The organism is Streptomyces natalensis ATCC 27448 (assembly GCF_000935125.1).
GTDB classification, from domain to species: Bacteria; Actinomycetota; Actinomycetes; order Streptomycetales; family Streptomycetaceae; genus Streptomyces; species Streptomyces natalensis.
Genome location: NZ_JRKI01000032.1, coordinates 47,323 through 68,661, shown reverse-complemented (window position 1 = coordinate 68,661; position 21,339 = coordinate 47,323). Strand labels below are relative to the sequence as shown.

Sequence of the window (21,339 nt, the reverse complement as noted above, 5' to 3'; positions counted from 1 at the left end):
ATCTCGACCCCCTCCACGGAGGGCTGGTCGAGGTGCGCCCAAACAGCACGAACACCCCACCGAAGAACCAGCGTGCGTGTGTAGCTGCTGGCACCACGGCAGGGTGCGATGAGCCCGGTGCTGGGTACGGGTACCCTGATCACGTCGCGCGTCCTTCTTCTCAAGGGTGTGCGGTAGGCCGACTGGACCCCCATCACAAGGTCCCTCGGCCGCGGTGGCCCCTCTCGCCTTGTCCAAGGGCGATCGACGGGGCCACTATTTTTTTGATCAACGCCGACCACCCTATCGCGCGCCGCGCGCCCCTACACCGGCGGCGCGACCGGCAGACTTTGACGGTCCATCGAGCATCTCGGCCAAGCCGTGGTCGCTGCCGCCAGCTCATCTGTCCCATCCACTTGTCGCACCTCCTCAGTGATCTGAACTGACCACATCCTGCAGGCCCTGCCAAGAAGTTCCAGTCGGCTGCCTACGCGCTCCCGTAGGACGGACAAAATTCGCTCTAGCCATCCCGTCCTGCGGGAGCATCCAGGCCGCCAAGTGATCGGCGTGCTGGTTTTCCGGACTAACGTGTCAGGGGCCAGGTCGATTGCCTGCCCAAGAGCACCAGTCACCAGCTCGCGGATACCCGTACGCGCAGCTTGGTGCGTCTCCCTTTGGGTGTCGACGCCGGGACTCAGAGCGTGGCGCGGACAGTGAAGGTTTGCATGTCCCGGTCCGGCCAAGCTGGACGAGGCCGCCGTCGAATACGAGGTCAACACCGCGCACATCCCCACCGACCCCGTGGACCTCGCCGCCGTCGTCACCGGCCCCGCCGACACCGGGCCCACCCTGCTCCCGCAGCTGTACCCGACGCCGGTTGCGGCCCTCCTCCAGCGCGCCCATAACCGGCTGCTCACCGGCGGCTGGTGCTCCGGCGTACTGGCCGGCGCAGAAGGCACCCGCTGCATGCTCGGAGCCGTCCGAGCCGAGGCCGGTGGCGACCGCGGCCTGGAAGCCGACGCGGCCTCCGTACTCCTGGACGCGATCCGTCGCCAGTTCGGCGACGACGTCGACTCCGTGCCGTCCTTCAACGACGCGCACGGCACAGGCCGCATCCCGATCCGCATGGCCGACCAGGCATCCCGCCTCGCTGACGCCCGCGACCTGTAACCGCTCGAACTGCCCGTGCTCCTTTCCCGCCCGCGCCGCTGAATCCGCCGGCCCTGCCCGCAGTGCTCCTGCCCCGCGCCTTGCGCCGGTTAATCGCTGTAGGCCGGGCATGCGGCCCGCAGGGTCGTGACGCGCGCATCGGCCTGACCTACGGTTCAGCCACATCATGCCGGTCCGCCTGAGCAGGTCTATCGGCCGGGGTGGAGCTCGGCCATCAAAGCTCGGCGAGGATCTCGGCCCTCAACCGGTCGTACTCGTCGACGGCGGCAGGCACGACGTCGAAGTAGTCCTCCCAAAAGCCGGTGCGCTGCCATTCACGCGGCGCCAATGTCAGCCTGCCGTCCTCCAATTCTGCGACCCAGCAGCTCGGCATCCGACTGCTGACGACCGTGAACATCGATGCGTCCCACAGTCCTGGGCTGTCCCGGTGCTCCATGGTGTCGAGCAGCTCAGGGATACGCAGCTGCACTCGGTTCGCAGTAGTGAGGACTTCCAGCACCGGGTACTCCGCTCCGACGCGGATGGAGGGGTGATCGGGCACGACTTCCCCGGTCGCCGGGCTGATGATTTGGGTGCATCGGACGATCATGCGAGCAGCCTATGCAGGAACTGCGGATCCCTCTCGGGACGTTCATCGGGCACGGTGGAAAGCCCAGCAGACATGCCACCTGGCCTGCGAAGACTCATGAGTTGTTCCGGTCAACAAACCTTATCCGAAGGACGCCGGAAGGTCGCGCTCTGTGTCCGGGGTGAGTCCTGCGCGGCGTGGCCGGTGCAGTCCCTGCTCGCGTTCCCAGCGCAGTGTGTCGGCAAGGAGGTCGGTGCGGGAGCGGTGGCGTAGGCCCGCGGTAGTGGTGGCAGGGCCGTCGCGTGCTGCCCAGCCCTCCCATCCCGGTTCGACCACCCACAGGGGCAGTGAGTCGGGGCCCATGTACTGGGCCACTCTGTGCGCGAGGAGTTGCTGGGACGCCACCGTGATGACTGGTCCGGTGTGTCCGCCGACGCTGCGGGACAGGTTGATCCACTCGGCGAAGGGCACGGCCGGGCCCACCGCGTTGTAGGCGCCTGTGGCTCGTTTTCTGCAGCGTCGAGGAGCCAGGTCGCCAGGTCGCGTACGTTGATGGTCTGCGCCGGGACCTGCGGGGTGTCGGGGACGAGCAACGGCGCCTGGGGGGCGCGGGCGGCGCGGGCGACCCAGTAGCCAGAGCGGTCGCTGTGGGCGCCGGGCCCACCGATGAGTCCGGCGCGTGCGATGAGGAGGCGGTCAACCAGAGCAGTGCGGGTGAGCGTTTCGCAGGCGGACTTGGCCTCGCCGTATCGTTCACGGTCGACCTCTTCGTAGCCCCGGCCCCGCCCGCAGCGCCCGGCCCCCGCATCGTCTGCTTCCCCGGCGCCTGGAGCAGGTGATGGACGGGCAGGACGAGGACCTGGTCGACGTCGCCCCGTACGACCCCGACGATGGCTCCTTGCCTGTCTTCCGCTGAAAGCAAGCCGCCCTGGTCTCGTTGATGTCTAGTGACTACTGACGGCATCACGTATCACGATGTCGTGAGCTGGAGTCGCTGGCCGCGGCGATGAGCTCCATTGCAGCTGTTCAGGGGCATGTGAGATCGACCCAGACCCACGGTTCGTGGTGCCACGAGCGCAATTCGCCGATGACCAGATCGATGGTCGCTCCCAGCGGCGGGAGGTCCTGGGCCAGTGCCTTCACGCCTGGCTCACTGCCTCGGCGGATGACGTCCAGTGACGCGCCGACTGACTCATAGGCGATGAGGTTCGCTGTGATGCCCCATGGCTGATGGCTAGTGATGGTTGCCTGAACTACTTGGCCCGGTTGGAGCTCGCTGAGGGGGCGTTTCGGCTCATCTGGCATGGCGGCATCATCTCCCCATTTCACTGGCGGGAGGGTGGCGGGCGGGGACGTAGTTCGCCCATGTCATGCCTGATGCCTTGGCATGTCGTTTGGCGCACTGAGCGGTGTAGCCAACGGCCTGTGCGGCAATGGCGGGCGGCATCTCGGAGACGAGGGCTCGGAGTGCGGCGATGCGGCTGCCGACGAGGCCCGGCAGATCCTGCGCCGCCACAGCGACGACGTATGCGGCGTCCTGATCGACCAGGGCCACGGCTCACCTACCAAGCCAAGCATGCCGCACTTCGCCTCCACCTTCATGGAGGGCTCCAGCATGGCACGACGAGTGCGCGAATCACCGGGAGGACGCTGGCCCGAACAGCGGTCAGTCGTCGAACAGATCAGGATCGACCGAGGCCAAGAACGCAGCCAGTCGCTCCGGTGATCGATACAGGTCGCTCATAAGGACGCCCAGAGCTTCAAGGACCTCACGATTCGACGAGTACACAGCGAACATCCCGGACTCGGAGTCGTGCTCCAACTGATCCGCCGCATCGGGCAGATATCGGGCTACCAGGAGTCGTGCGATGCCTTCCCAGGTATAGCCGTTCCCCTCTCGACCCGCAGCCTGGAGCACCGGCACCAGCTCGTTCCAGTCCGTGAGCCGAAGGCTGTGACCGGGATCGAAATCGAGGTCTTCAAGCAGAAACGGTGCCAGATCGCGCGTGTCTACGACGCGACGATATCCGTGCTCGATGGCACCGCAGCGACAAGGGTGCGCGCCGACCACAAGATCGACTTTTTAGTCCAGGAAAACCACTTCAAGGCCATCAACGACGGCTTTGGCCACGAGACCGGCGATGCCTTCCTCAAGTCACTTGCGGCCCGCCTGACCGTCTAGGCCGGTCCCCGCGTCGCGATCGGCTGCCCCCCGCGGCCGGCGCGGCCCCCTGGGCATCTCCATTCCTACGAGCCTGGAGGCTCCGTGACGACCCCTCACGTGAACTCGGCTGCTTCGGCGCGCGCTGGCAGGACGCTCCCCCACCCCGCTACCGCGCCGCCGTCCTCGGCAGCAACCTGACGAACGAACTCCTGAACCCGTCGGACGACGCCACGCGCCCAACTCAGGCCGCCGTCGACCAGTGCCGCGCGATGCTCGCCGCCCTGCGTGGTCCGGAGCTCTGGACGCCGGGCCGCTGGTAGGACGTCGCCGTCTGGATCGGACCGTGGATCGAGCGCGCGGCCACACCAGGCCTGGCGACGATCACGGTCCCGACCTCATCGCCGTCGTCTTGGTCCACACCCACACGCCGACTCGCGCCGAGCCTGTGCCCTCACTGAGATGGTTCAGAGGTCGGGGTCCATGCAACCCACGGCAGTGCCTCCCGCCAGCTGGGGCGTTCGCTGGCCCAATCCTTGAGCACCCGGGCCACGGTCTCGTGGCCAACCGCGTCGAACGGTCCCTCCACCTGCGCCTGGAAGTGCAAGTCGGGCCCCCGCCTCTCCACCCAAATCCCCCGGCTCTCCGGGCAGGCCGTTGCCTACCACGGAACCCGCTCCTCCCCCGCCATGCCACCGCCTGGGGTGATGCCGGCGACGACCACGACGCGCAGTGACGCCGCCGCCGGCGGCGCCGCGACGTCCACCCGCACCGCCGAGGGACCAGCAACGCAACCGCATTCCTCACGACCCGGCTGCTCCTCGGCAACTCGTGGTCGACGGGGCTCTCCTCCGCCAGGGACGCGCTCCCGGCAAAGGCACAGCAAGACGCCCAGCGCGTGTACCGCGCTCACGACGGCCGGGAGGTATCCGGTCCATTCCAAGGGCGGTGTCATCTAGTGGTTCTCCCTCTATCGGGCAGGGACACGGTGTGCGTCCTCGCCCCTCCCGACGAATCCCGAGGCCCACTTCTCCCCCGACCAGCCCGCCATTCAACCGAACGGGTGACTCCGGACGGCGATATGCGGACGGATCGTTGAGTTCATGGCGAGCGCTTCGCGGCGGATTCCTGCTGGGCCTCGCCTGGCCGACTGCAGGGGCGTTCCGGGCGAATCCACTTTTGCGGGCTTCGAGGAGCCGCCCCCGCAAAGACGAACACGCTCGCATCCGCGGCCTGTTAGCCCGCAAAGCGGTTTGGCATCCAGATGTCGGCGCTCGGTGCGAGCCCTGCGTCGGGGCACCGGGGCCCGCACCGACACTTCCCCTTCCCGCTTATGTGACCACGCTGATGTCGGGAGCCGATGGCGCAACACGCCACCGAATCCTGGCCTGCTGCGCCGGTGAGAACCGTGTCATCGGTGCTGAAGGTGCCGTAGAGGTAGCTCATGAGGGAAGGCCCTTCACCCCGGGCGTGGGCACCAGCGGACAGTGGGCACATGCCAGACCACTGACCGGGACGGTAAACATGGGGTTCTGCGCACGGTCACGGAAGCCGTCGGCGTCGCGTGGCCACGGCGTCTGTTCTGCCGGCCGCCCGGCGTCTGCTGTGCGGGCTTGTGACGACGCGTCCTGCACCAGGGGTATGCGTCGGCGCATCAGCATGCTGCTCCCCCGCCCCCGTGACCCGGCTCTCCGTTCATGGCGCTGCCGGCCGGTCCGGGACTGCGGTGCTCGTGAGATTCCGCTCCGTTTGGGTCACATGCTGAGGCTGGCGGCACCTCAAAGGCCCTAGGCGGGTGCCTGACGGCCTGGGAGACGGTTCAGAGTCCCATCGCCCCAGGTCCTCTCTGAAAGGCCGCGAGAGGCGGCATTATGTGCGTCGCTTTCTTCGTGAATTGTCACGTTTGCGCAAATCTGGTTCGGCGGGTTCGGCCTCGACGATTCGAGGCAACGACTGTTCACCGAACTCTCCGTTGGAGTAGGCGCGGTGCCCATTGATCGTGCCTGCCGGGATTTCGCTCTGCCTGATGCGCTCGCTGGTGTCCTGTGCTTGCGCGCTCGCGCCAGGAATCAAGGGAGGATCCGCCGACGGCAAGGCGCTCGTGCACAGGCTCCGTGGAATGTGTCATGACGGCACCTGTGGCGGCGATCGGGAGCCAGGCCAAGGGCGTTGTCCCAGTCGGCGCTCTCCTCTGCGTGCGGTTGTCCTGCTCGCCCATGCGTCGGCCACGTGGACACCGTGCCGTCACGGTGCGATCTGCTGTCGAGGCATCGTCGATGCCCGCACCGAGATCACGATGTGCCAGTGCGACGCCTCCGCCAACGGAGGTAACGCGCCGAAGATGATCCGCAGCGTGATGTCAGCTGAAGTGCACAGTCGGCGGCCTCTCCCCTATGCCGAATGCGGAGAGCCCGGCTGCTGCAGACGCCTCATGAAACCGGCGGCGAAGCTCTCCCGGCTCCCGCGTTCGTCGTCACCGTCCCGACTTTGCGAGGGCAGGAAGTACGTGACTGCGGATGCCATGCACGAGACGTGGTCAGCCGACGTCTGCGTAGAACGATGCCCCAGTATCAGGAACGAGCACGGATAGCGGTGGGTCCGAGGGCAGGAACTGGTGAACTTACAAGTGGGTTCACCTTGACCTGAAGACGTCTCGCTGGCCATTCCGGACTAGCGAGATGGCTAGGGCGATGCACCTGAGGCAGCAGACGTGCTGCACGACCTGAGTCCTTCCTGGGTGGAGGCTGGCGGACCGGATGCCTGTATAGGCCAGAAGGGTGTGGGGGCAGACGCTGAATGAGCCAGTGCTCGAATTCTGATGGGAAACAGCCCTGTAGGAATTCGGTTTCGCCCTGGAAATGGCAGGCGGATCCATCGGCGCTGGGTCAATGCTGCGGCGTGCTTTGCTGGATCCGGGCGCTGTTCCTCGCATGCTGAGTCCCCTGATGTGTCGCTCTGCAGCTGCTCCGGACGATGGCTCCCCAAAGGCTCCTTGCGTTCTGCTCGTGGTGTCGCAATTCCCGGCCTGTCGCTTAAACGGATGAAGCCTCAGGGGTCGCATGCTGGAAGAGCTGCACGTTCAGCACGGTGACCTGCAGGCAGGCGAGAGCTGTCACCGCGGGCAGGACACGAGTATCTGCAAAGAGCTACGCAGTCACCCGCGACCATGATGTGGCAGATGGCATGCCGTCATGACTGTGCCCTGCTGGGCATCTGTGCATCGCAGCAGGGGGTCGGCTCCAGGTGGGCATTGCATGTGTCAGGAGTGTGCGATGCAGATTGTTACAAGTGCTGAAGGCGGACCTTCTGCCTTGCGATCCTGGCGTCGGATGCAACCCTATGGGGCGACCTGTCACGGCTCGGAGAGCCCTCGCTTCTCGGGGCCTCTCAGCAGGTTTGCCCAGTCGTGCCTTGGTTCTTCAGGTCGCTTCCATCGGAGATCCACGTTTGTCTCAAAACGTGAACCCAAACAAGCTTCCAAACACCTTGCCAAACGCGGTGTCAGCGCTGTGTGAACCGCTGGCTATCTGAGTGCCTCGTCTCCTGGATGCAGCTATGTTGGGCACTGTGTCGTCATCATGGTGTGATCCTGAACGTGCAGCGTTGACTGCTCGTAAGTTTCGAGATCTTGCTGCTCGTGTGGCCAGGGCACTGGAAGCATGCCGCTTCACTACCGTGCACCTAACTACGCCCACGCGCCTGTCCCCATAGTTCCTTGCACTGCTGACTGCATGTATGGAACGAGATGTGCGCGAAAAGCCCTATGCCTTTGTGCCGGTCTCCAGGCCAGTCTCCTTGCTTGCTGGCATAGCTACGAGCAAGACGCAGAGCGCGATGGGATGCGGCTTGGCGTACCGGTGTGGCTGCTGGTGGACCTATCCGCCCGCCTAGTGGATGGCCGCGCTGCAGGCGAGAATGAGCAGGTGTGTCGTGCGTGGTGTGCTTGCATGAACGCTTGCTGTCGCGAGGTGAGACGTGCAGTCAAGCGCGACATTGTTTGTGGCTTGCAACCAGGTGGGGTGCTTCTTGCTCTTTGGGAGCCTGTGCGTGCGTGCTGAGTTGGCGGACATCGCGGCTGTTGGCGCGCTGCGCTCTTTGGTCTGAGGCAAGTGACGGCACATAGTGCCGTGCACGGTGGCTTGTGTAGTACGGGATGTTGAGTCACGCCAGCGGGTGAGCTTGCTATCCAGAGGCGGTGCCCATGGAGTACCTCGGTGGGCAGCCGTTGTGCTGCCTTCTGGAGCACCAACTGTTGAGGAGAGCTGCCCTGTCCGCGTGACTGAGAGCCCGTCTGTATGCCGGCTGCATCGCTCGGCTGTGGGACGGCTACCTGTCTTTGTGCCGCACAGCGTGCCCAGCTTTGACGTAGACGTGTCTCCCCTGAAGCTGTCCTGTGTGGCGGCTTGTGTGCTTCCTGGGCCGTGTGCAGCATCGGCGTGTTGGGTGCTGCCCTTTCTGGCGGCCCGTCCGAACCGGCGTTTGCGTACTGATGAGCTTTTGTGACCGGGGCGCTGCGTGGCGGGAGCGACGGTTTGGTGATCACGTGGCAGAATGTGCGCCGTCGTACTACCCAACCCTGGCCCACAGGCAGGACCAACGCAGCAGAGGTTCAGATGAGTTCCATGACACCCTCCGGAGGTCTCGTAATGTCGGCCGCCGACCTGGGCATTGACCACGCTCTTTTCGCGAACGTCTTCATGTTCGGCAACGGGAAGGGAGGCGTCGGCAAGACGACGCTGACCGGTAATGCAGCAGCGAAGTCGGCTCGGGAAGGGCTGCGGACTCTGGCCATCGACGTCAACGGCCAGGGCAATCTTCGACGTGAGCTGGGCTACGGCGAACAGGACGAGGGCGAGGCCTTCGCACAGTCCATGCGCAGCGGAACCCCGCTCGTACCTCTCACGGGCGTTCGAGAGAATCTGGACGTGGTCGTTGGCGGGAGGAAGGTCCGCGACCTCAACGACATCTTCGTCTCCATCGCCACCAGCCAGGGTCCTCTGCCCGCGTTCCTGCGCCTCGCGCAGTGTCTGCAGCCTCTGTTGCCGAAGTACGATGCCGTATTCATCGACAGTCCGCCGGAGAACCCCAACCTCTTGATCATGTGCCTGGCGGCGGCCCGGTGGCTGGTCACGCCGGTCAAGAGTGACAGTGCCTCCCTTGAGGACGGACTCAAGGACATCGCAAGCAGCTTTGGCATGGTGAAGTCTCAGATCAATCCCATGCTCACCCTGCTGGGCGTGGTGCACTTTGCGTCGCCGCGGAATGCCACCGGCATCCACAAGGACGTCGAAGAACGCGCGAAGAAGATCCTCGGCAAGGTCTCCCACACGTTCGACACTGTCATCGGTCAGTCGGAGAAGGCGGCCGAGCTCGCGCGTCGGCCAGGGTTCTTCTGCCCTGTGTACGAACTGCATGAGCGGCGGAAGGCGGGGGAGCGCTCGATTCCCGAAGCGGCGACCGCACTGTCTGAGGATCACGACGCTTTGACCATCGAGATCTTTGAACGAGCCCAGATGCTGAGGAGCGCAACCTGATGGCTAAGAGCAAGGACGCCACATCGGAGCCCGAGGAGACGGCGGGGGAGTCGCTGGAGGACGCGTTTTCCGGGGGTGGCGCCGGCGCCGGGGGTGGTGGTGTCTTCGGTGCATGGCAAGGCGGAGGGAGCGCGGCTGCGGCCGTGCCTGCGCCCGCTGCGGCTCCGGCTCCAGCTCCGGTTGTGAAGCCCGCACCTTCCCAGGCGCAGCAGGAGGTGGCCTCGGATGGGCGTGAGCCGTACCGGCGACCTGTTGGTTTTCGGGTGTCGGTTGGCGTGGCCAAGAGGCTTGAGCGGTTTCGGAAGGACAAGAACCTGACGGTCACGGAGGTGGTCATGCTGATGGCCGACAAGTCCGTGAGCGTGATGGAAGAGATGTTGACGTACGCCGTGCAGGGCCCGAAGGTCAAGACTTCCTTGTTTGCTCCGCAGGGTGTTGCTGGCCCCCCGAAGGGGACTGGGTCGGAGCAGCGGCAGTGGTCTCCACGGCCCGAGGACCGGCAGGTGATGGCTCAGCTGGTGGAGATGTCCGGGCTCACGAACGAGTCCACGTACATCGCCGTTGCTTTGAATTACTGCCTTCCTGAGAAGCCCTGCAAGAAGGACTGAACTGACGTCAGGTAGCGGTTGGGCTGGTGGGCTCAGGAACGTTGGAGGCCCGCCAGCTTGAGCCTTCGTATTCTCCGGGGACAGATGTGCAGCCTCGGATCGAGGTGCGTTTTGCCACTAAATGTCGCATGGTGCATGCCTTCTGACCTGCGGAAACTTGTGTGCGGCCCGAACTGAAGCCTGCTTGACTGCCTGCCCTGGCAGGCCCTGGCAGGCCCTCAGTGGGCCGCACAGCGGTTTTTGGCGTACAGCTGTGGGTCGACACGCGATCCGAGAGGCCATGGCCTGCAGTGCGGCGCGGAACTGACATCACGACATCCCTCGCCTTCTCGCTCGCCCATCACTTCGACTACCGCCGCCACTCCGACGGCTGGATCCGCCGTTACCGCCATCGCCGTGCTGGCCGGCACCGCATCGGAGAGCAACGAGACCGCCGCGTCCATCCCGAACCTCCAGCTCGTGAGAGCAGCCCCGGCATGGCCACGGCCATGGGCATACGCCTACGCCCGAGACACCCACGCCCGCCAATGCGGCGATCGCTTTCGGCGGGGCGTAGGACACCAAGCCGCAGGCAGCTCCGAAAAGCCGTCTCAGGCGCTCGTGAGCAGGACAGCGGCCAGGGTGCCGACGATCAGGAACGGCCCGAAGGCCACGGTGCTTTTGCGGTGTCTACGCCCGGCGAGCAGGAGGAGCAGCGCCACCACGCAGCCGAGGAGATAGGTCAGGACGAGCCCAAGGAGTGCGGCCTGCCAACCACGCCATCCGAGCACCGCGCCCAGGGAGATCGCCAGCTTCGCATCGCCAAGTCCCATGCCACACAGCGCGAGGATCATGAACAGCCCCCCGGCGGCGGCCGCGACGGCTGCGGCGCGCAGGAAACTCCCGGCTTCGTGGTCAGCGGATGCGGCGGCGAGCAGCACCACCGTGCCGACTGTGGCAGCCACTGTCAGTGGGTTCGGCAGCCGCTGCACGGCACTGTCGATCAACAGCAGGCCGGCGCCGAGGAAAGCGATCCAGTACTGAGCGACGCAGTACCAGCCGACCGCTCCGCCGGCTGCAACCACAGCAAACGCGGCTGCCGTGGTGAGCTCCGGTAGCCAGGGCGCACACAGGCGGACACGGCAGTCGGGGCAGCGTCCACCAGGCGGCAGAAGCCGCAGTGCGTGCAGGCCCCACGTCGGCACCGATTGTGGTGAGCAGGCCGGGCAAGGTACACCAGCAGGCTGTCCGGCCGGGACAGCGAGAGCGACAACGACCGGGCGAAGAACAGCCCCCGCCGCAAGCCCCACAAGTGTGGCCACCAGCTGGCTCAACATGCACTGCTGCCTCTCGTGCTGCGCCGCCGACGAGCGGCGACCCGGGGTTTCGCTCAGGCCGACTTGCTGAGCTGGGCCAGGACGGCGGCCGTGGACTCTTCCATATCGACCCCGATCTCCATATTGAGGGTGTCGAGTTTCTCCGCTGCCCGCTCCAGCCCTGCATAGTCACCGAGGGCCGCGTAGGCGCGGAACAGGATGCGGAACAGGCTCTCCATCTCGGGCGCTGCGTCCAGCCCCTTGGTTGCCGCCCACAGAGCGCCACGTGGATCCCCCTGGGCGAGGAAGTGCTCGGCAAGGTCGGCGGCGGCATCGACGATCGCGGAGATCATGTCTTGCATCTGGTGCTCGGCCCACGCGAACCGGCGAGGGTTCACGCCGGCGAATGGCCGGCCCCGCACCAGGTGGAGGGCAGCACGTAGGTGTTCTGCGGCCTCGAGGCCGGAGCTGATGGCTGCGGCTGCGGTCAGGCGCTGGAATGCGTGCCAGTCCGAGTCGACGCTGGGAGCCAGGGCATAGCGGACGTCGGTGGTGTTGGCGACGGCTGGGAGGTAGGGCTCGCCGTGGTCGTCGGCACCGAGCCAGGTCCGCAGCCGGCTCACAGTGGCATTGCGGTACCTGCGGTCGATGTCGCGGCCGGGCCACATCGCTTCGTCCAGGGCGTGGTGGTCGCGGCCGGGATGCAGCACCAGGAAGGCAGCCAGCTCGAGGCAGGTCCTCTTGCGCTTGGATTCGATGGTTCCGCGGGTGCCCAGGATGTCCACGGGGCCGATCATCCGCACGACCAACCCGCCACCCGTCTGTGCCTCGGCTTGCTCCAGGGTCGTGGTTTCGTGCGGGGCCTTTGCCTCGCTAGGGGAGGGGATGGGCTCGCTGGCACCTCCATGCTCTCCTTGCGACGCGTCGACCAAGTGCACCCCGACCCCGGCTTCATCGGCCGCATTGGATTCTTCTGACGGAGGCTCCGGTCCATCTACCGTGGCGTCCGGTGTGTCCTCGTACATGGCGAACTGTGCCATCAGACTCGCTGGCGCAGCGCTCGGTTTGACCCATTCCGCAAAGATGCTCCGGCCTGCGGAGCTTGCCGTGTCCTCACCAGTCGACTCCGGTTCGTGCACCGAGTCCTGAGTCTCGCGCAACGGCTCTTGTGGTGCGTCGGGGACGGCCTTGGGTGCGGTGATGACGGGCTGAGATGCGGGGACGTCGTCGGCACGGGCAGTGGCCAGCACTTCCAGGGCCTGCGCGTAGTGCTCATCGGTCAGCGCCTGGAGGCTGCACCGCACCTCTACGTCGGTGCCCGGAAGCGTCCAGGTGACAGGTCCGGCGGCGGTGTCGGCATACAGAACGTGCGCGCCGTCCGGCGCCTCCGGGCCAGTGGTGACGACTGTGGTCGCCGATCGCGGCCGCTGCGTGACGACCTCCCGCAGCCCTTCCAGGGCCTCGGCTGTCTCCACGAGGCTGGTGTCAAGGTCGCCAGCGAGGAGGCAATAAGGGTTCCAGGCAGCCGCGGTGTCCACGCCGGTCCGAGCCCGGTGCAGGTTGTCGGTCGCCAGGACGCCCAGGGCGCGCTGCTGCTCGGCATGATGGGCCCGCAGACCGCACACTGCCTCGCTGAGGGTGGCGTGTTCGATGACGCGCTCGGGCATCTCGCTGACCAGACCGGGCGCGGCATCGGCGACGGAGCCGACGACGAGGTGGTCGGCGAACTCGCTGGCGGCGAGTTCCAGGGCCACGGTGCGTAGCACGCGGTGCCGGTCGGGGCCCGTCAGATGGAGGTGGCCGACGTTCTCCAGGTCGATGAGGATCAGGTGGCCCTGTTCGTCCCAGCCCAGGGAGGCCAATGCCGGATACGGGGAGTCGATGTCGTCGCTCTGCTCCTGGGGCAGCAGCTCACTCCCGTGGGTTGGGCAGGTCCACCGCCGCTGCGTGTCGTCGGCCGCGGTGAACGGCGGTACGGGATCAGCTGGTTCGGTCAGGTGCAGCATGATCTCGGTAGGGCTGATCACCGCCGCGGACAGGGAAGGCAGCTCTCGGCCGGCGTCGGCGAGATGGACGGCTGCGGTACGCAGGGCGCCGTCGAGCATTGTGGTGTCCAGCGAGGCCTCGGCGGTGCGCAGGTTCTGCTCGGTGGCGGCGGCTTCGTCTTGGGGGAGGGCGATGCGGCGGCCGCGGTGCCGACGCCGCTGCTGCAGGGTGCGTCGGGTGGCCACCGCGGAGAGCAGGGCCGCGGCCAAAACGCCGCCACCAATCCCGGCGATCTGGCCGGAGCTGACCTGCTCCGAGGCCGTGGCGCGGGCGGGCGTGTGGGGGGCAAGAGTTGCTTCGGTGGGGGAGTGCGGAGCAGAAGGCTTAGCTGACTCCGGGTCCGCGGAGGGCTTCCGCGAGGGTGCCGCCGTCTGCCCTCCGGACTTCGAGTCGGAGGCGTCGGGCGCGGGCTTCTCCTTCTCTCCGTGCCCGCCGTGCTCCTGGTGCTCGTGGTGGGGTGCGGCGTTGCTGCCGTCGTGTGGCTCGGGCGCGGGTCGCTCGTGCCCCGGAGCCGTGTCCTGGTCGTGCTTGCCGGACTCGCTCGGAGGGCTCGGGGTGGCCTGCGGGGGAAGGTCGACGCGCTCGCCGGGGTAGATCAGGTCGGGATCGTGGATCGTGTCCTTGTTCTCGGCGTAGATGTCGCGCCACCGGTCACCGTCGCCGAGCTTCTTCTGCGCGATGAAGGACAGCGAATCGCCCGAAGCCACCGTGTAGGTCTCGGTCTTCGCCTCATGCTGCGTGCCGGCCTCGGCGGAGGCTGGGGTGGCCGCGGCGAGGTCCGTGTGCATGCCGCTCGCGTCGGCTGGCAGGTTGACGATGGTCCCCGCGGGCAGCGTCGCGGTCTGCGGCAAACCGGGATTGAGGGCGCGCAGTTCGCTGTAGCGGCGCCCGTCGCCGAGGTAGTGCTCGGCCAGGTCCCAGAGCGTCTCGCCGGTCGCTCCCACGGTGTGCCGGGGGCCGTTGTGCGTGGCCTGCTGCGGGGTGGGCGTGTGGGCAGTGGAGGGGCCGGGCGCTGCGGTGGCGTTGTGGGCGACCGCGGTCGCAGGTGTTGCGGCAATGGCTGTGGCCGACGGAAGGACCAGCAGCCCGCCCAGCAGCACTGCCGCCAGGCGTTGTGGTGCGGCCAGGCCCCGCACGCGCGGTGCGGCCCGGTGGCGCAGCAGCGCTGCGGCCTCCACGACCAGGGAGGCGATGAACCATGCCCACAGCACCCAGCACACGAGGGTGATGGCGGTGAACAGGACCTGCCCGTCGTCCGGCGCCATCAGCGCATCGCCGATGTCGCCCACCGAGGGCATGCCGTTGGGCAGCGTGCCGATGCGCAGCAGCGCGATCGGCAGGCCGACGACGAGGGCTGCCAGGGCTACCAGGCTGCCGGTGATGCGTACCAGGGTGAGCGGCCAGGGGCGGCGGCGCATGGGGGAGTGGAGCATGTCAGTCAGTCTCCGACCTGGTGGACGAGCTGGGCGGTGCCGTGCCCGGTGACGGGCAGTGTGGGGCGGCCGACGCCGACGAGCATCAGACAGTGGTAGGTGTCCCTCACGCTCACGTTCAGACGTTTGCCGCCGTCGGAGACCGTGACGGTGCCGTCCACTCCGGCCTTACGCAAGAAGTCCCGGGCGACGGAGGCGGCGGCCTCGGGGTCGACGACGACCTCCCCGCCGGGGACGGCCTTGCCGGCGTCGATCTGCTGACCGCCCGCCCGCGCAGCCGCGTTGGCGACATCGTCGGCGTGCGCGGACGCCTTGAGCTGTCCACCGCCGTCCACGACGAGGGCCAGCAGACCGAGGAAGACCACGCCGACGATCAACCAGAACAGGGTGGCCGAGCCGCGGTCACGCGGACCAGGGCAGCGGCGGCGCAGAAGCCGGCGGGTGGCGGCGGGCAGGGGCAGCATGATCACTCCGCGCGGTCGGCGTACTGGTCCAGCGCGCTGGTGGCAGTGGAGGTGAGCGTCTTGGAGCCGGGCAGGCCCGGGACCGTCAGCTGGGAGAGCGGGATGGCGCAGGTAACGGTGGCGGTCACGCTCGCGGCCTGCCCGAGTGGCGCGTTGAAGGAACTGGTGTCGATGCGGACGGTCTGGCTGGTGCAGTTGCGGTCATCCTGGCGCAGGGCCGCGTTGGCTGCGGCGCGGCCGCGGGCCTGAGCGGTGTCCGCGTCGGCGGCCTGCGAAGCAGCGCGGGCGGCGGAGTTGGCTGCGTTGTCGACGGAGTTGTCGAACACGCCGGCCAGCCCGTACGCGGCGAGCAGCCCCAGGAAGGGCAGCAGGAACGTCACGCAGATGACGGTTTCCAGGGTGTAGGTGCCCCGGTCGTCTCGCCAGTGAAGGCGGCGCAGCATGGCCATCACCGCCCCACATTCCAGCGCTCGACCGGCACTTCGGCGGACTTGGTGACCTGCGGGGTCCAGCCGGGCACGAGCGAGAGGCTGGTGCCGGTCACGGTCACACGGACCCGGTCGGCGGTTGAGCCAGCCGAGGAGACGTTCGTGCCTTTGATGAGGTGGACCCCGGCGAGCCAGTTGCGGGCACGGGCGGTGCCATCAGCGGGGGATGCCTGGTAGGCGGCGCCGGCGGTGGCGGCCTTGCGGGCAGCGGTGAGCGCGGCTTCCTGGGCGAGGTACCACATGCCCAGCTGCAGCCCGGCGCAGAGGATCAGCATGATGACCGGGGCGATGATGGTGAATTCCAGCGTCCCCATCCCCTCATCGCCCCGCAGGCGTCGTGCTCGCCACCTTTCCCTCCCGCTCCGCCACATGTCAGAAGCTGCTCTTGAAGGTGTTCATCAGGCTGTGGAACTTTCCGTTGAACACGACGCCGAAGGCAGTGGCCGCGACGATGAGAACGGCACCGATGATGAGCTTTTCCAGCGTCTCCAGGCCGGCGTCGCTCCGCGTCGTCGTCATACGGGCCACGCAGGTCAGCCAGCGATCGGCCAGCCGGGAGCGCAGGGTGCGGGCGGTGTGCTTCATGGGAATTTCCCCCTTCGTGGTGAACGGTTTGGGTCGGTGGCCGCCGCAGCGGTCAGGTGCTGATGAGGGTCTGGAAGAGCGGGTAGCCGAGGGTGGCGAACAGCACGACGAACAAGACCGTGCCGGGCACCACCGACTTTTCGGAGTCGGCGTTGGCCTCGGCCTGGACGTCGGTCTGCAGCCGCTTGCGCAGAGCCTTCGCCTGCGTCTCCAGCGCCGCGATGATCGAGGCGCCCTCACCGCCGGCATGCGCGAACGTATCCGCCGGCCCGGCCAGCTCGGGGACGTCCAACTGCTCGGAGAGCGCCTTGAGCGCGTCCCACGGCGGGGTGCCCGAGAGGCGGGCCTGGTCCAGCGCGGCCCGGATCCGCACATAGACGCGCCCGTCCCCGACGGCCGCCGTCTCGTACAGGGCCCGCTCGGCGCCGGAGTGCGCACCGCGCTGTAGCCGGGCCCGCTCCATCAAGGAGGCCACCGCATAGCGGTACTCCAGCCGCAGCTTGGTCGCCTTGGACCGCACGTTGGTGTCGGCGGAGACCCACATGATCGCCGCGAACATCACCGAGACGAACAGCGGCACCACGAACGGCAGCGGCACGCCGAGCAGTGCGGCCATGGCCAGAGCCATCTGCGGCATCGCGAACCCGCCGATAGCGCCGATGACCTTGTCACCGATGTGTTTGGCCGGCGAGATACCCAGCAGATCCAGGTCCTTGCGCGGCACTCCCACCCGGTCGCCGAAGGACCCCAGGACGCGCGTGCCGACCTGCTCGGTCCAGATCACGCTGCGGGAAGTCCCCGGAGCCGACTGGTCCTTCGGGGCCGGAGTGGTGTTCTCCAGGCGGTCGAGGACGGTGCCCAGGTCCGGGCGGGACGGCAGCAACTCCCGGACCACCAGGAAGGCGCCGCCACCGATCATCGCGCCGTATACGGCGCCTGCCATCGACATCATCCGACGCCCCCCTGCCCGGCCATCGCGGCCTGCTTCGTCTCCTGAGCCGGTCGCGGCTGCAGCAGCCGCGGCGAGGGCTTGACCGCGCACAGGCGCCGCAGCCACACCAGTGCCCCCACGAATCCGGCGCCCATGAGCAGCAGCCACATCTGCCCGCCCGCGCTGTTGTACGCGGGCCCGAAGCTGCTGCCCATGGTGAAGCCCATGGCCAGCACGATGATCGCCACCCAACGGGTCTGCGTGCGCACCTTCTGGCGGTCCGCGTCCACCGTCCGCAGTGACGCGGCCTCTTCGGCCGTCAGGTCGGAGAGGGTCTGCAGGGTCTCGACCATGCCGCGGCCGCGGTCGCGGATGTGGGTGATGAACACCAGCACCACGTTGTCGACCGCGCCGTCATCGAAGTCGTCGGCGAACGCACGGTAGGCGGCTTCCGGATCGACGCCCATCCGCAGACGGGCCTCCAGTGTGCGCACGGGTGCGTGAATGTCCGGGGGGACCTGGCGCATCGCGCCGCTGATCGCGGCCTCCAGGGTGTGCCCGACGACGTGCGCGCCGGCCAGGTGCTGAAGCCAGCGCGACAGCGCCTCCAGCCGCACGATGCGGCGGGTGGAGGTCACCGACGGATGCCAGATCCAGGGGAAACCGGCGACCACCGCGGCGGCCAGCAGCCCCTGAACGGGCCGGGCCGTCCAGACCCACACCCCCACCGCAACGACGCCGGCGGCGACCACGATCCACCGGTAGCGCTCCGCCCAGGCCCCGGGCAGCGACTCACACACCCGCTGCCACAACGAGGCCCGCTGCGGCCGTGCGCGACCGGCTTCGGCCGGCGCGGTGAAGGACCGCACGACCAGGACGATGCCGGCCACCATCAGCAGGCCGCACAGCGCGCCGAGCATCCCGAGCTGTCCCAGACTCATCGCCGCACCCACTCCATCGGCTTGGGCCAGCGTCCGTACTGCTCCTCGGTCAGCCAGCGCTTGTCGAAGCCGGTGTCGGCCAGCTCCTGCATCACTTCGCCGGTCGGCAGATCCGTCGGTACTCCCCGCGGGTCTCCGTCGCCGGCCGGCGCGAAGATGCGGCTGAAGGCGGGCTGACCGCCTTCCCCGGGGGTGACTTGGAGGACGTCGGAGACGTAGCGGTGGCGGCGGCCGCCGATCTGCGTCTGGTCGGTCTGCCGGATGAAGATCACGAAATTCACCGCGTTGGCGACGAGCTGGTGGGTGGAGTCGACGTCCTTGCCGGCGCTCTGGCACAGCTGCACCAGCCGGGGCAGGACGAGGCGCGGGTAGGCGGCATGCAGGGTGCACATCGACCCGCGGCCGCCGGAGCTCATCGCATCGAGCATCGGCACGACCTCGGTGGAGCGGACCTCACCGACGACCACGCGCGTGGACAGCATCCGCAGGGTGTGCGGGTACATGTCGGAGATCGTGATCCGTCCGGTCTCCCGACCGTCCTTGCCGACCTCGCCGTTGGAGGCCCGCTCCTCCATCGCCATCACATGCGCGGCGACGTCCGGATCCTCATCGAGGAACAGCTCCCGGTCGGTCTCCAGCGTCACGATGCGCTCACCCGCACCGACCTTGCGCACCAGCGCCCGCAGCAACGAGGTCTTGCCCACGCCCATGTCCCCGGCGATCAACATCGTCTGCTTCGCCGCGACCAGGCCTTGCAGGAACGCGCTGAGCGCGGGGCTGAGCGTGCCCCATTCGACGAGGTCCTCCAGGGAGGCGCTCATGACGCGGTGGCGGCGGATCGCCATGGTGGGACGGGTGGTCAGCAGCGTCGCCGCGACACGGGAGCGGTCCGGCAGCCGGAAATTGACCATGGGCGTCGCGGGGTTCAGCACGCGGTCGCCGTGCCCGGAGCGCGCAGCGAGCCGGTTGATGAGCGCCACCAGACTCTCGTCGTCGTCAGCCACCGGGTCCACGCGCTGGGTGGGCCGGTCGAAGTAGTCCACCAGGACCCGGTCGCCGTCGACAACGATGTTTTCGACCGTCGGGTCGTCCAGGTACTTCTGGAGCGGGCCGGCCTTGAACAGGCTGTCCAGGATCGCCTGGCGCACCGCCTCCAGCTGGGCGCCGGACAGCGGCCGTGCGGTGCGTGCCTCCTCAACCGCCCAGGCCGACACCCGCTTGGCGACCAGGGAGCGGGCAAGTTCCAGCTGGTCCTCGGCACTGAGCCGCTTCTCGCTGCTCCGCTCCTGTTCCACCAGGTCCTGGGACACCGCGTCCTGCAGTTCCCTGACCACGGCACGCGAGACAGGCAGCACACCGGGAAGCTCGTCCAGGTGACCGGGACCAGCAGCGTCGTTCTTGCCGAGCTCTACCGCCGGTGCTGCCGGCTGCGGCGCGGGGGCCAGCGGCCCGCCGTGCGGGCGCTGCTGCGCGAGCACGTCCTTGAGCATCCCGGACAGGGGGGTGCCTGCTCCGTTCACCGGGGTGCCGTTGCGGCTAGCCACTGATCGTCGCCTCCTGGCGCGGGGCGGTCAGCCGCTGCACCACACCGGCAACCACCGGCGAGTTCGCGGGCGGTGGGGGCAGCTGCATCCGCAGGCGGCGCGTGCTGGCATCGACCTCGGCGGCGCGGGCCGCTTCGCGAGCGTGCTTGAACAGCCGCATCGCAGACGGCTTCACCTGCCGGGTCGTGCCGTGCGTGAGGATGCGGGCGGACTTCTCCTCCCACGGCAGTGTGCCGATGACCGGGATTCCCAGACGGTGGGCGATGTCGTGGCCCGACACGTCGCCCTCCTGCACCAGCAGCAGCCGCAGGGCATCGGCACCCGTACCCCGCTCCGCCAACTCCTTCTGGAGAGACCGGGCGACGGGCAGCGACTGCGCGACGGACGTCATGGTGTTGCGCATCACCAGCAGGACCAAGTCAGCGCGGTGCAGCAACGGCCGCGGGCACAGGGAAGGGTGCACCCCGCCGGGTTCGAGGACGACGCGGCCGGCGTCGATGACGACGTCGTAGCCGGCCTGCTGGTCCATGGCCTGCAGCAGCACACTCAGCGGCTCCCAGGTCTGAGCGAGAGCCGCTGCCTGCAGCGGATCGGTCAGTCCCGGCAGCCACAGTCGGTTGCCGGACGCATCCAGCCGCCTGAGGTGCGCCTCGAAGGCCTCAGCCACCTGGCCTTCGCGATCGGCCTGGGCCAGGTGCCACAGGCCGACTTCGCCGCCCCATTCGCCCATGCGGTAGCCGGTACGGATGGAACCGCCCTTGGCGTCCGCCTCCGCCAGCAGCGACGGCCGAGGCCCGGCCAGCGCCATCGCCAGGGAGGAGACGGTCACACCGCTCGCGTGCGCCGAGGTCAGCGCGATCACAGACACCGCGCTCAGCCCTTCGACGCCAGCACGATCGCCACCCGGCCCGTCGCCGCCCGCGCGGCCAGCAGCGAACTGTCCGTACCGGCAACCGAGACCTGCACGACAACCGCGCCGGACGCATTGGGCGCACCGACCTTCACGATCTGCGCCTCGATCTCCTGGGGAGCCGAGGCGTTCTTCGTGATCTGCTCGTCCTTGCCCGGAGTAGAGACGATCTTGACCTGGTCGCCGGGCGCGAGCGCGTCGATGGGAGCAGCTCCGCGCTGCACCTCAACGGCCACCAGCTCCTGGCCAACGGGGAGCACCTTGCCGCCGCGGAACTGCGAGTCGGCCAGCAGCTCGCCACGGTGCAAGGGCGCTGTGGCCCGCCGTCCGATCACACTCGACTTCTCGCTCGCCTTCACCGGCGTGAGCGCAGGGTCGCTGGGCAGGGCAGCCGTGGTCAGGTCCTCCGCGGTGATTTCCTGGCCGGCCGGCACGTCACGAGCCACCGCCAGCACGTCCACGCGATCACCGGCGCTGCGCACCAGCATGCTGGTCCCGAGCACACCGACCAGGGTGACGAGCACGCCGAGCACCAGCATCGAGCGTTTGCGGCGCCGGGGTACGGGGCCGGCCCCGATGGGGGTCTCGGGCCGCATCGGCGGCGCTGCGGTGGGAGCAGGGATCTGGGAGGTGCTGTTCTTCATCGTCGCGCCCGACTTTCCATGACGTGCTGGCCCGCAGA

18 protein-coding genes and 1 pseudogene are annotated in these 21,339 nt (G+C 67.9%); 4 read left to right on the top strand and 15 right to left on the bottom strand.

Features of this window, described 5'->3' with window-relative positions; genetic code table 11:
* Positions 1-780: 780 nt before the first annotated feature.
* Positions 781-1,149 (top strand): DUF6197 family protein, encoded by a 369-nt coding sequence (locus tag SNA_RS24380; RefSeq protein WP_241779815.1) that lies wholly within the window; start codon positions 781-783, stop codon positions 1,147-1,149.
* Positions 1,150-1,363: 214 nt separating this feature from the next.
* On the opposite strand, the gene SNA_RS24375 is transcribed toward SNA_RS24380, so the two are convergent.
* The 4 genes and pseudogenes from SNA_RS24375 to SNA_RS45325 form a co-directional block, all read right to left on the bottom strand.
* On the bottom strand, positions 1,364-1,738 hold the full coding sequence (locus SNA_RS24375; protein ID WP_030065856.1) for a hypothetical protein: 375 nt from the start codon (positions 1,736-1,738) through the stop codon (positions 1,364-1,366).
* Between the two features lie 120 nt (positions 1,739-1,858).
* Positions 1,859-2,487, bottom strand: a pseudogene (locus SNA_RS24370) (Rossmann-fold NAD(P)-binding domain-containing protein); the annotation flags it as partial.
* Positions 2,488-3,029: 542 nt separating this feature from the next.
* On the bottom strand, positions 3,030-3,272 hold the full coding sequence (locus SNA_RS40405; RefSeq protein ID WP_198535127.1) for a hypothetical protein: 243 nt from the start codon (positions 3,270-3,272) through the stop codon (positions 3,030-3,032).
* Positions 3,273-3,383: 111 nt separating this feature from the next.
* On the bottom strand, positions 3,384-3,635 hold the full coding sequence (locus tag SNA_RS45325) for an Imm51 family immunity protein (RefSeq protein ID WP_157880075.1): 252 nt from the start codon (positions 3,633-3,635) through the stop codon (positions 3,384-3,386).
* Between SNA_RS45325 and SNA_RS38550 the strand changes: the two genes are divergently transcribed.
* From SNA_RS38550 to SNA_RS42725, 3 genes are all read left to right on the top strand, one after another.
* Complete coding sequence (locus SNA_RS38550) at positions 3,531-3,899, top strand: diguanylate cyclase domain-containing protein (RefSeq protein ID WP_241779814.1); 369 nt, start codon at positions 3,531-3,533, stop codon at positions 3,897-3,899. The two genes, SNA_RS45325 and SNA_RS38550, sit on opposite strands and share 105 nt — an antisense overlap.
* 4,625 nt (positions 3,900-8,524) lie before the next feature.
* Positions 8,525-9,412 carry a ParA family protein gene (locus SNA_RS24355; protein ID WP_030065853.1) on the top strand — a complete coding sequence of 296 codons (888 nt, stop codon included), beginning with the start codon at positions 8,525-8,527 and terminating at the stop codon, positions 9,410-9,412.
* A complete protein-coding gene (locus tag SNA_RS42725) occupies positions 9,412-10,020 on the top strand; it encodes a hypothetical protein (protein ID WP_157880074.1) in 609 nt (202 codons plus the stop codon). Before SNA_RS24355 ends, SNA_RS42725 begins: the two co-directional genes overlap by 1 nt.
* A gap of 590 nt (positions 10,021-10,610) precedes the next feature.
* Here the strand turns inward: SNA_RS42725 and SNA_RS24345 are convergent.
* The 11 genes from SNA_RS24345 to SNA_RS24295 form a co-directional block, all read right to left on the bottom strand.
* Positions 10,611-11,084: a prepilin peptidase gene (locus SNA_RS24345; protein WP_052808979.1), complete on the bottom strand. Its 474-nt coding sequence runs from the start codon at positions 11,082-11,084 to the stop codon at positions 10,611-10,613.
* A gap of 305 nt (positions 11,085-11,389) precedes the next feature.
* Positions 11,390-14,794, bottom strand: coding sequence for an AfsR/SARP family transcriptional regulator (locus SNA_RS24340; RefSeq protein WP_037789587.1), 3,405 nt, complete (start codon positions 14,792-14,794; stop codon positions 11,390-11,392).
* Between the two features lie 5 nt (positions 14,795-14,799).
* Entirely contained in the window at positions 14,800-15,258 is a 459-nt protein-coding gene (locus tag SNA_RS24335) for a TadE/TadG family type IV pilus assembly protein (RefSeq protein ID WP_044366801.1), read from the bottom strand.
* A gap of 2 nt (positions 15,259-15,260) precedes the next feature.
* Positions 15,261-15,701, bottom strand: coding sequence for a hypothetical protein (locus tag SNA_RS24330; RefSeq protein ID WP_051877285.1), 441 nt, complete (start codon positions 15,699-15,701; stop codon positions 15,261-15,263).
* Positions 15,702-15,706: 5 nt separating this feature from the next.
* Positions 15,707-16,060 carry a TadE family protein gene (locus tag SNA_RS24325; RefSeq protein ID WP_051877275.1) on the bottom strand — a complete coding sequence of 118 codons (354 nt, stop codon included), beginning with the start codon at positions 16,058-16,060 and terminating at the stop codon, positions 15,707-15,709.
* A gap of 58 nt (positions 16,061-16,118) precedes the next feature.
* The gene (locus SNA_RS24320; protein ID WP_030065847.1) at positions 16,119-16,331 is read right to left on the bottom strand and encodes a hypothetical protein; all 213 of its coding nucleotides are present in this window, start codon (positions 16,329-16,331) and stop codon (positions 16,119-16,121) included.
* A 52-nt stretch (positions 16,332-16,383) separates the two neighbouring features.
* Positions 16,384-17,274 (bottom strand): hypothetical protein, encoded by an 891-nt coding sequence (locus tag SNA_RS24315; protein ID WP_241779813.1) that lies wholly within the window; start codon positions 17,272-17,274, stop codon positions 16,384-16,386.
* Between the two features lie 5 nt (positions 17,275-17,279).
* Positions 17,280-18,203: a type II secretion system F family protein gene (locus tag SNA_RS24310; RefSeq protein ID WP_157880073.1), complete on the bottom strand. Its 924-nt coding sequence runs from the start codon at positions 18,201-18,203 to the stop codon at positions 17,280-17,282.
* On the bottom strand, positions 18,200-19,747 hold the full coding sequence (locus SNA_RS24305) for a TadA family conjugal transfer-associated ATPase (protein WP_044366799.1): 1,548 nt from the start codon (positions 19,745-19,747) through the stop codon (positions 18,200-18,202). Before SNA_RS24305 ends, SNA_RS24310 begins: the two co-directional genes overlap by 4 nt.
* On the bottom strand, positions 19,740-20,615 hold the full coding sequence (locus tag SNA_RS24300) for a CpaE/TadZ family protein (RefSeq protein ID WP_241779812.1): 876 nt from the start codon (positions 20,613-20,615) through the stop codon (positions 19,740-19,742). The genes SNA_RS24305 and SNA_RS24300 overlap by 8 nt, the downstream gene beginning before the upstream one ends.
* Positions 20,616-20,620: 5 nt before the next feature.
* Positions 20,621-21,301, bottom strand: coding sequence for an SAF domain-containing protein (locus SNA_RS24295; protein ID WP_030065841.1), 681 nt, complete (start codon positions 21,299-21,301; stop codon positions 20,621-20,623).
* Positions 21,302-21,339 lie beyond the last annotated feature (38 nt).

Coding starts and splice junctions, on each gene's coding strand:
- SNA_RS24340 (WP_037789587.1), bottom strand. CDS start 14,794: ATGCTCCACTCCCCCATGCGCCGCCGCCCCTGGCCGCTCACCCTGGTA.
- SNA_RS24295 (WP_030065841.1), bottom strand. CDS start 21,301: ATGAAGAACAGCACCTCCCAGATCCCTGCTCCCACCGCAGCGCCGCCG.
- SNA_RS42725 (WP_157880074.1), top strand. CDS start 9,412: ATGGCTAAGAGCAAGGACGCCACATCGGAGCCCGAGGAGACGGCGGGG.
- SNA_RS24315 (WP_241779813.1), bottom strand. CDS start 17,274: ATGGCAGGCGCCGTATACGGCGCGATGATCGGTGGCGGCGCCTTCCTG.
- SNA_RS24325 (WP_051877275.1), bottom strand. CDS start 16,060: ATGGGGACGCTGGAATTCACCATCATCGCCCCGGTCATCATGCTGATC.
- SNA_RS24335 (WP_044366801.1), bottom strand. CDS start 15,258: ATGCTGCCCCTGCCCGCCGCCACCCGCCGGCTTCTGCGCCGCCGCTGC.
- SNA_RS24320 (WP_030065847.1), bottom strand. CDS start 16,331: ATGAAGCACACCGCCCGCACCCTGCGCTCCCGGCTGGCCGATCGCTGG.
- SNA_RS24330 (WP_051877285.1), bottom strand. CDS start 15,701: ATGCTGCGCCGCCTTCACTGGCGAGACGACCGGGGCACCTACACCCTG.
- SNA_RS24355 (WP_030065853.1), top strand. CDS start 8,525: ATGTCGGCCGCCGACCTGGGCATTGACCACGCTCTTTTCGCGAACGTC.
- SNA_RS24375 (WP_030065856.1), bottom strand. CDS start 1,738: ATGATCGTCCGATGCACCCAAATCATCAGCCCGGCGACCGGGGAAGTC.
- SNA_RS24310 (WP_157880073.1), bottom strand. CDS start 18,203: ATGAGTCTGGGACAGCTCGGGATGCTCGGCGCGCTGTGCGGCCTGCTG.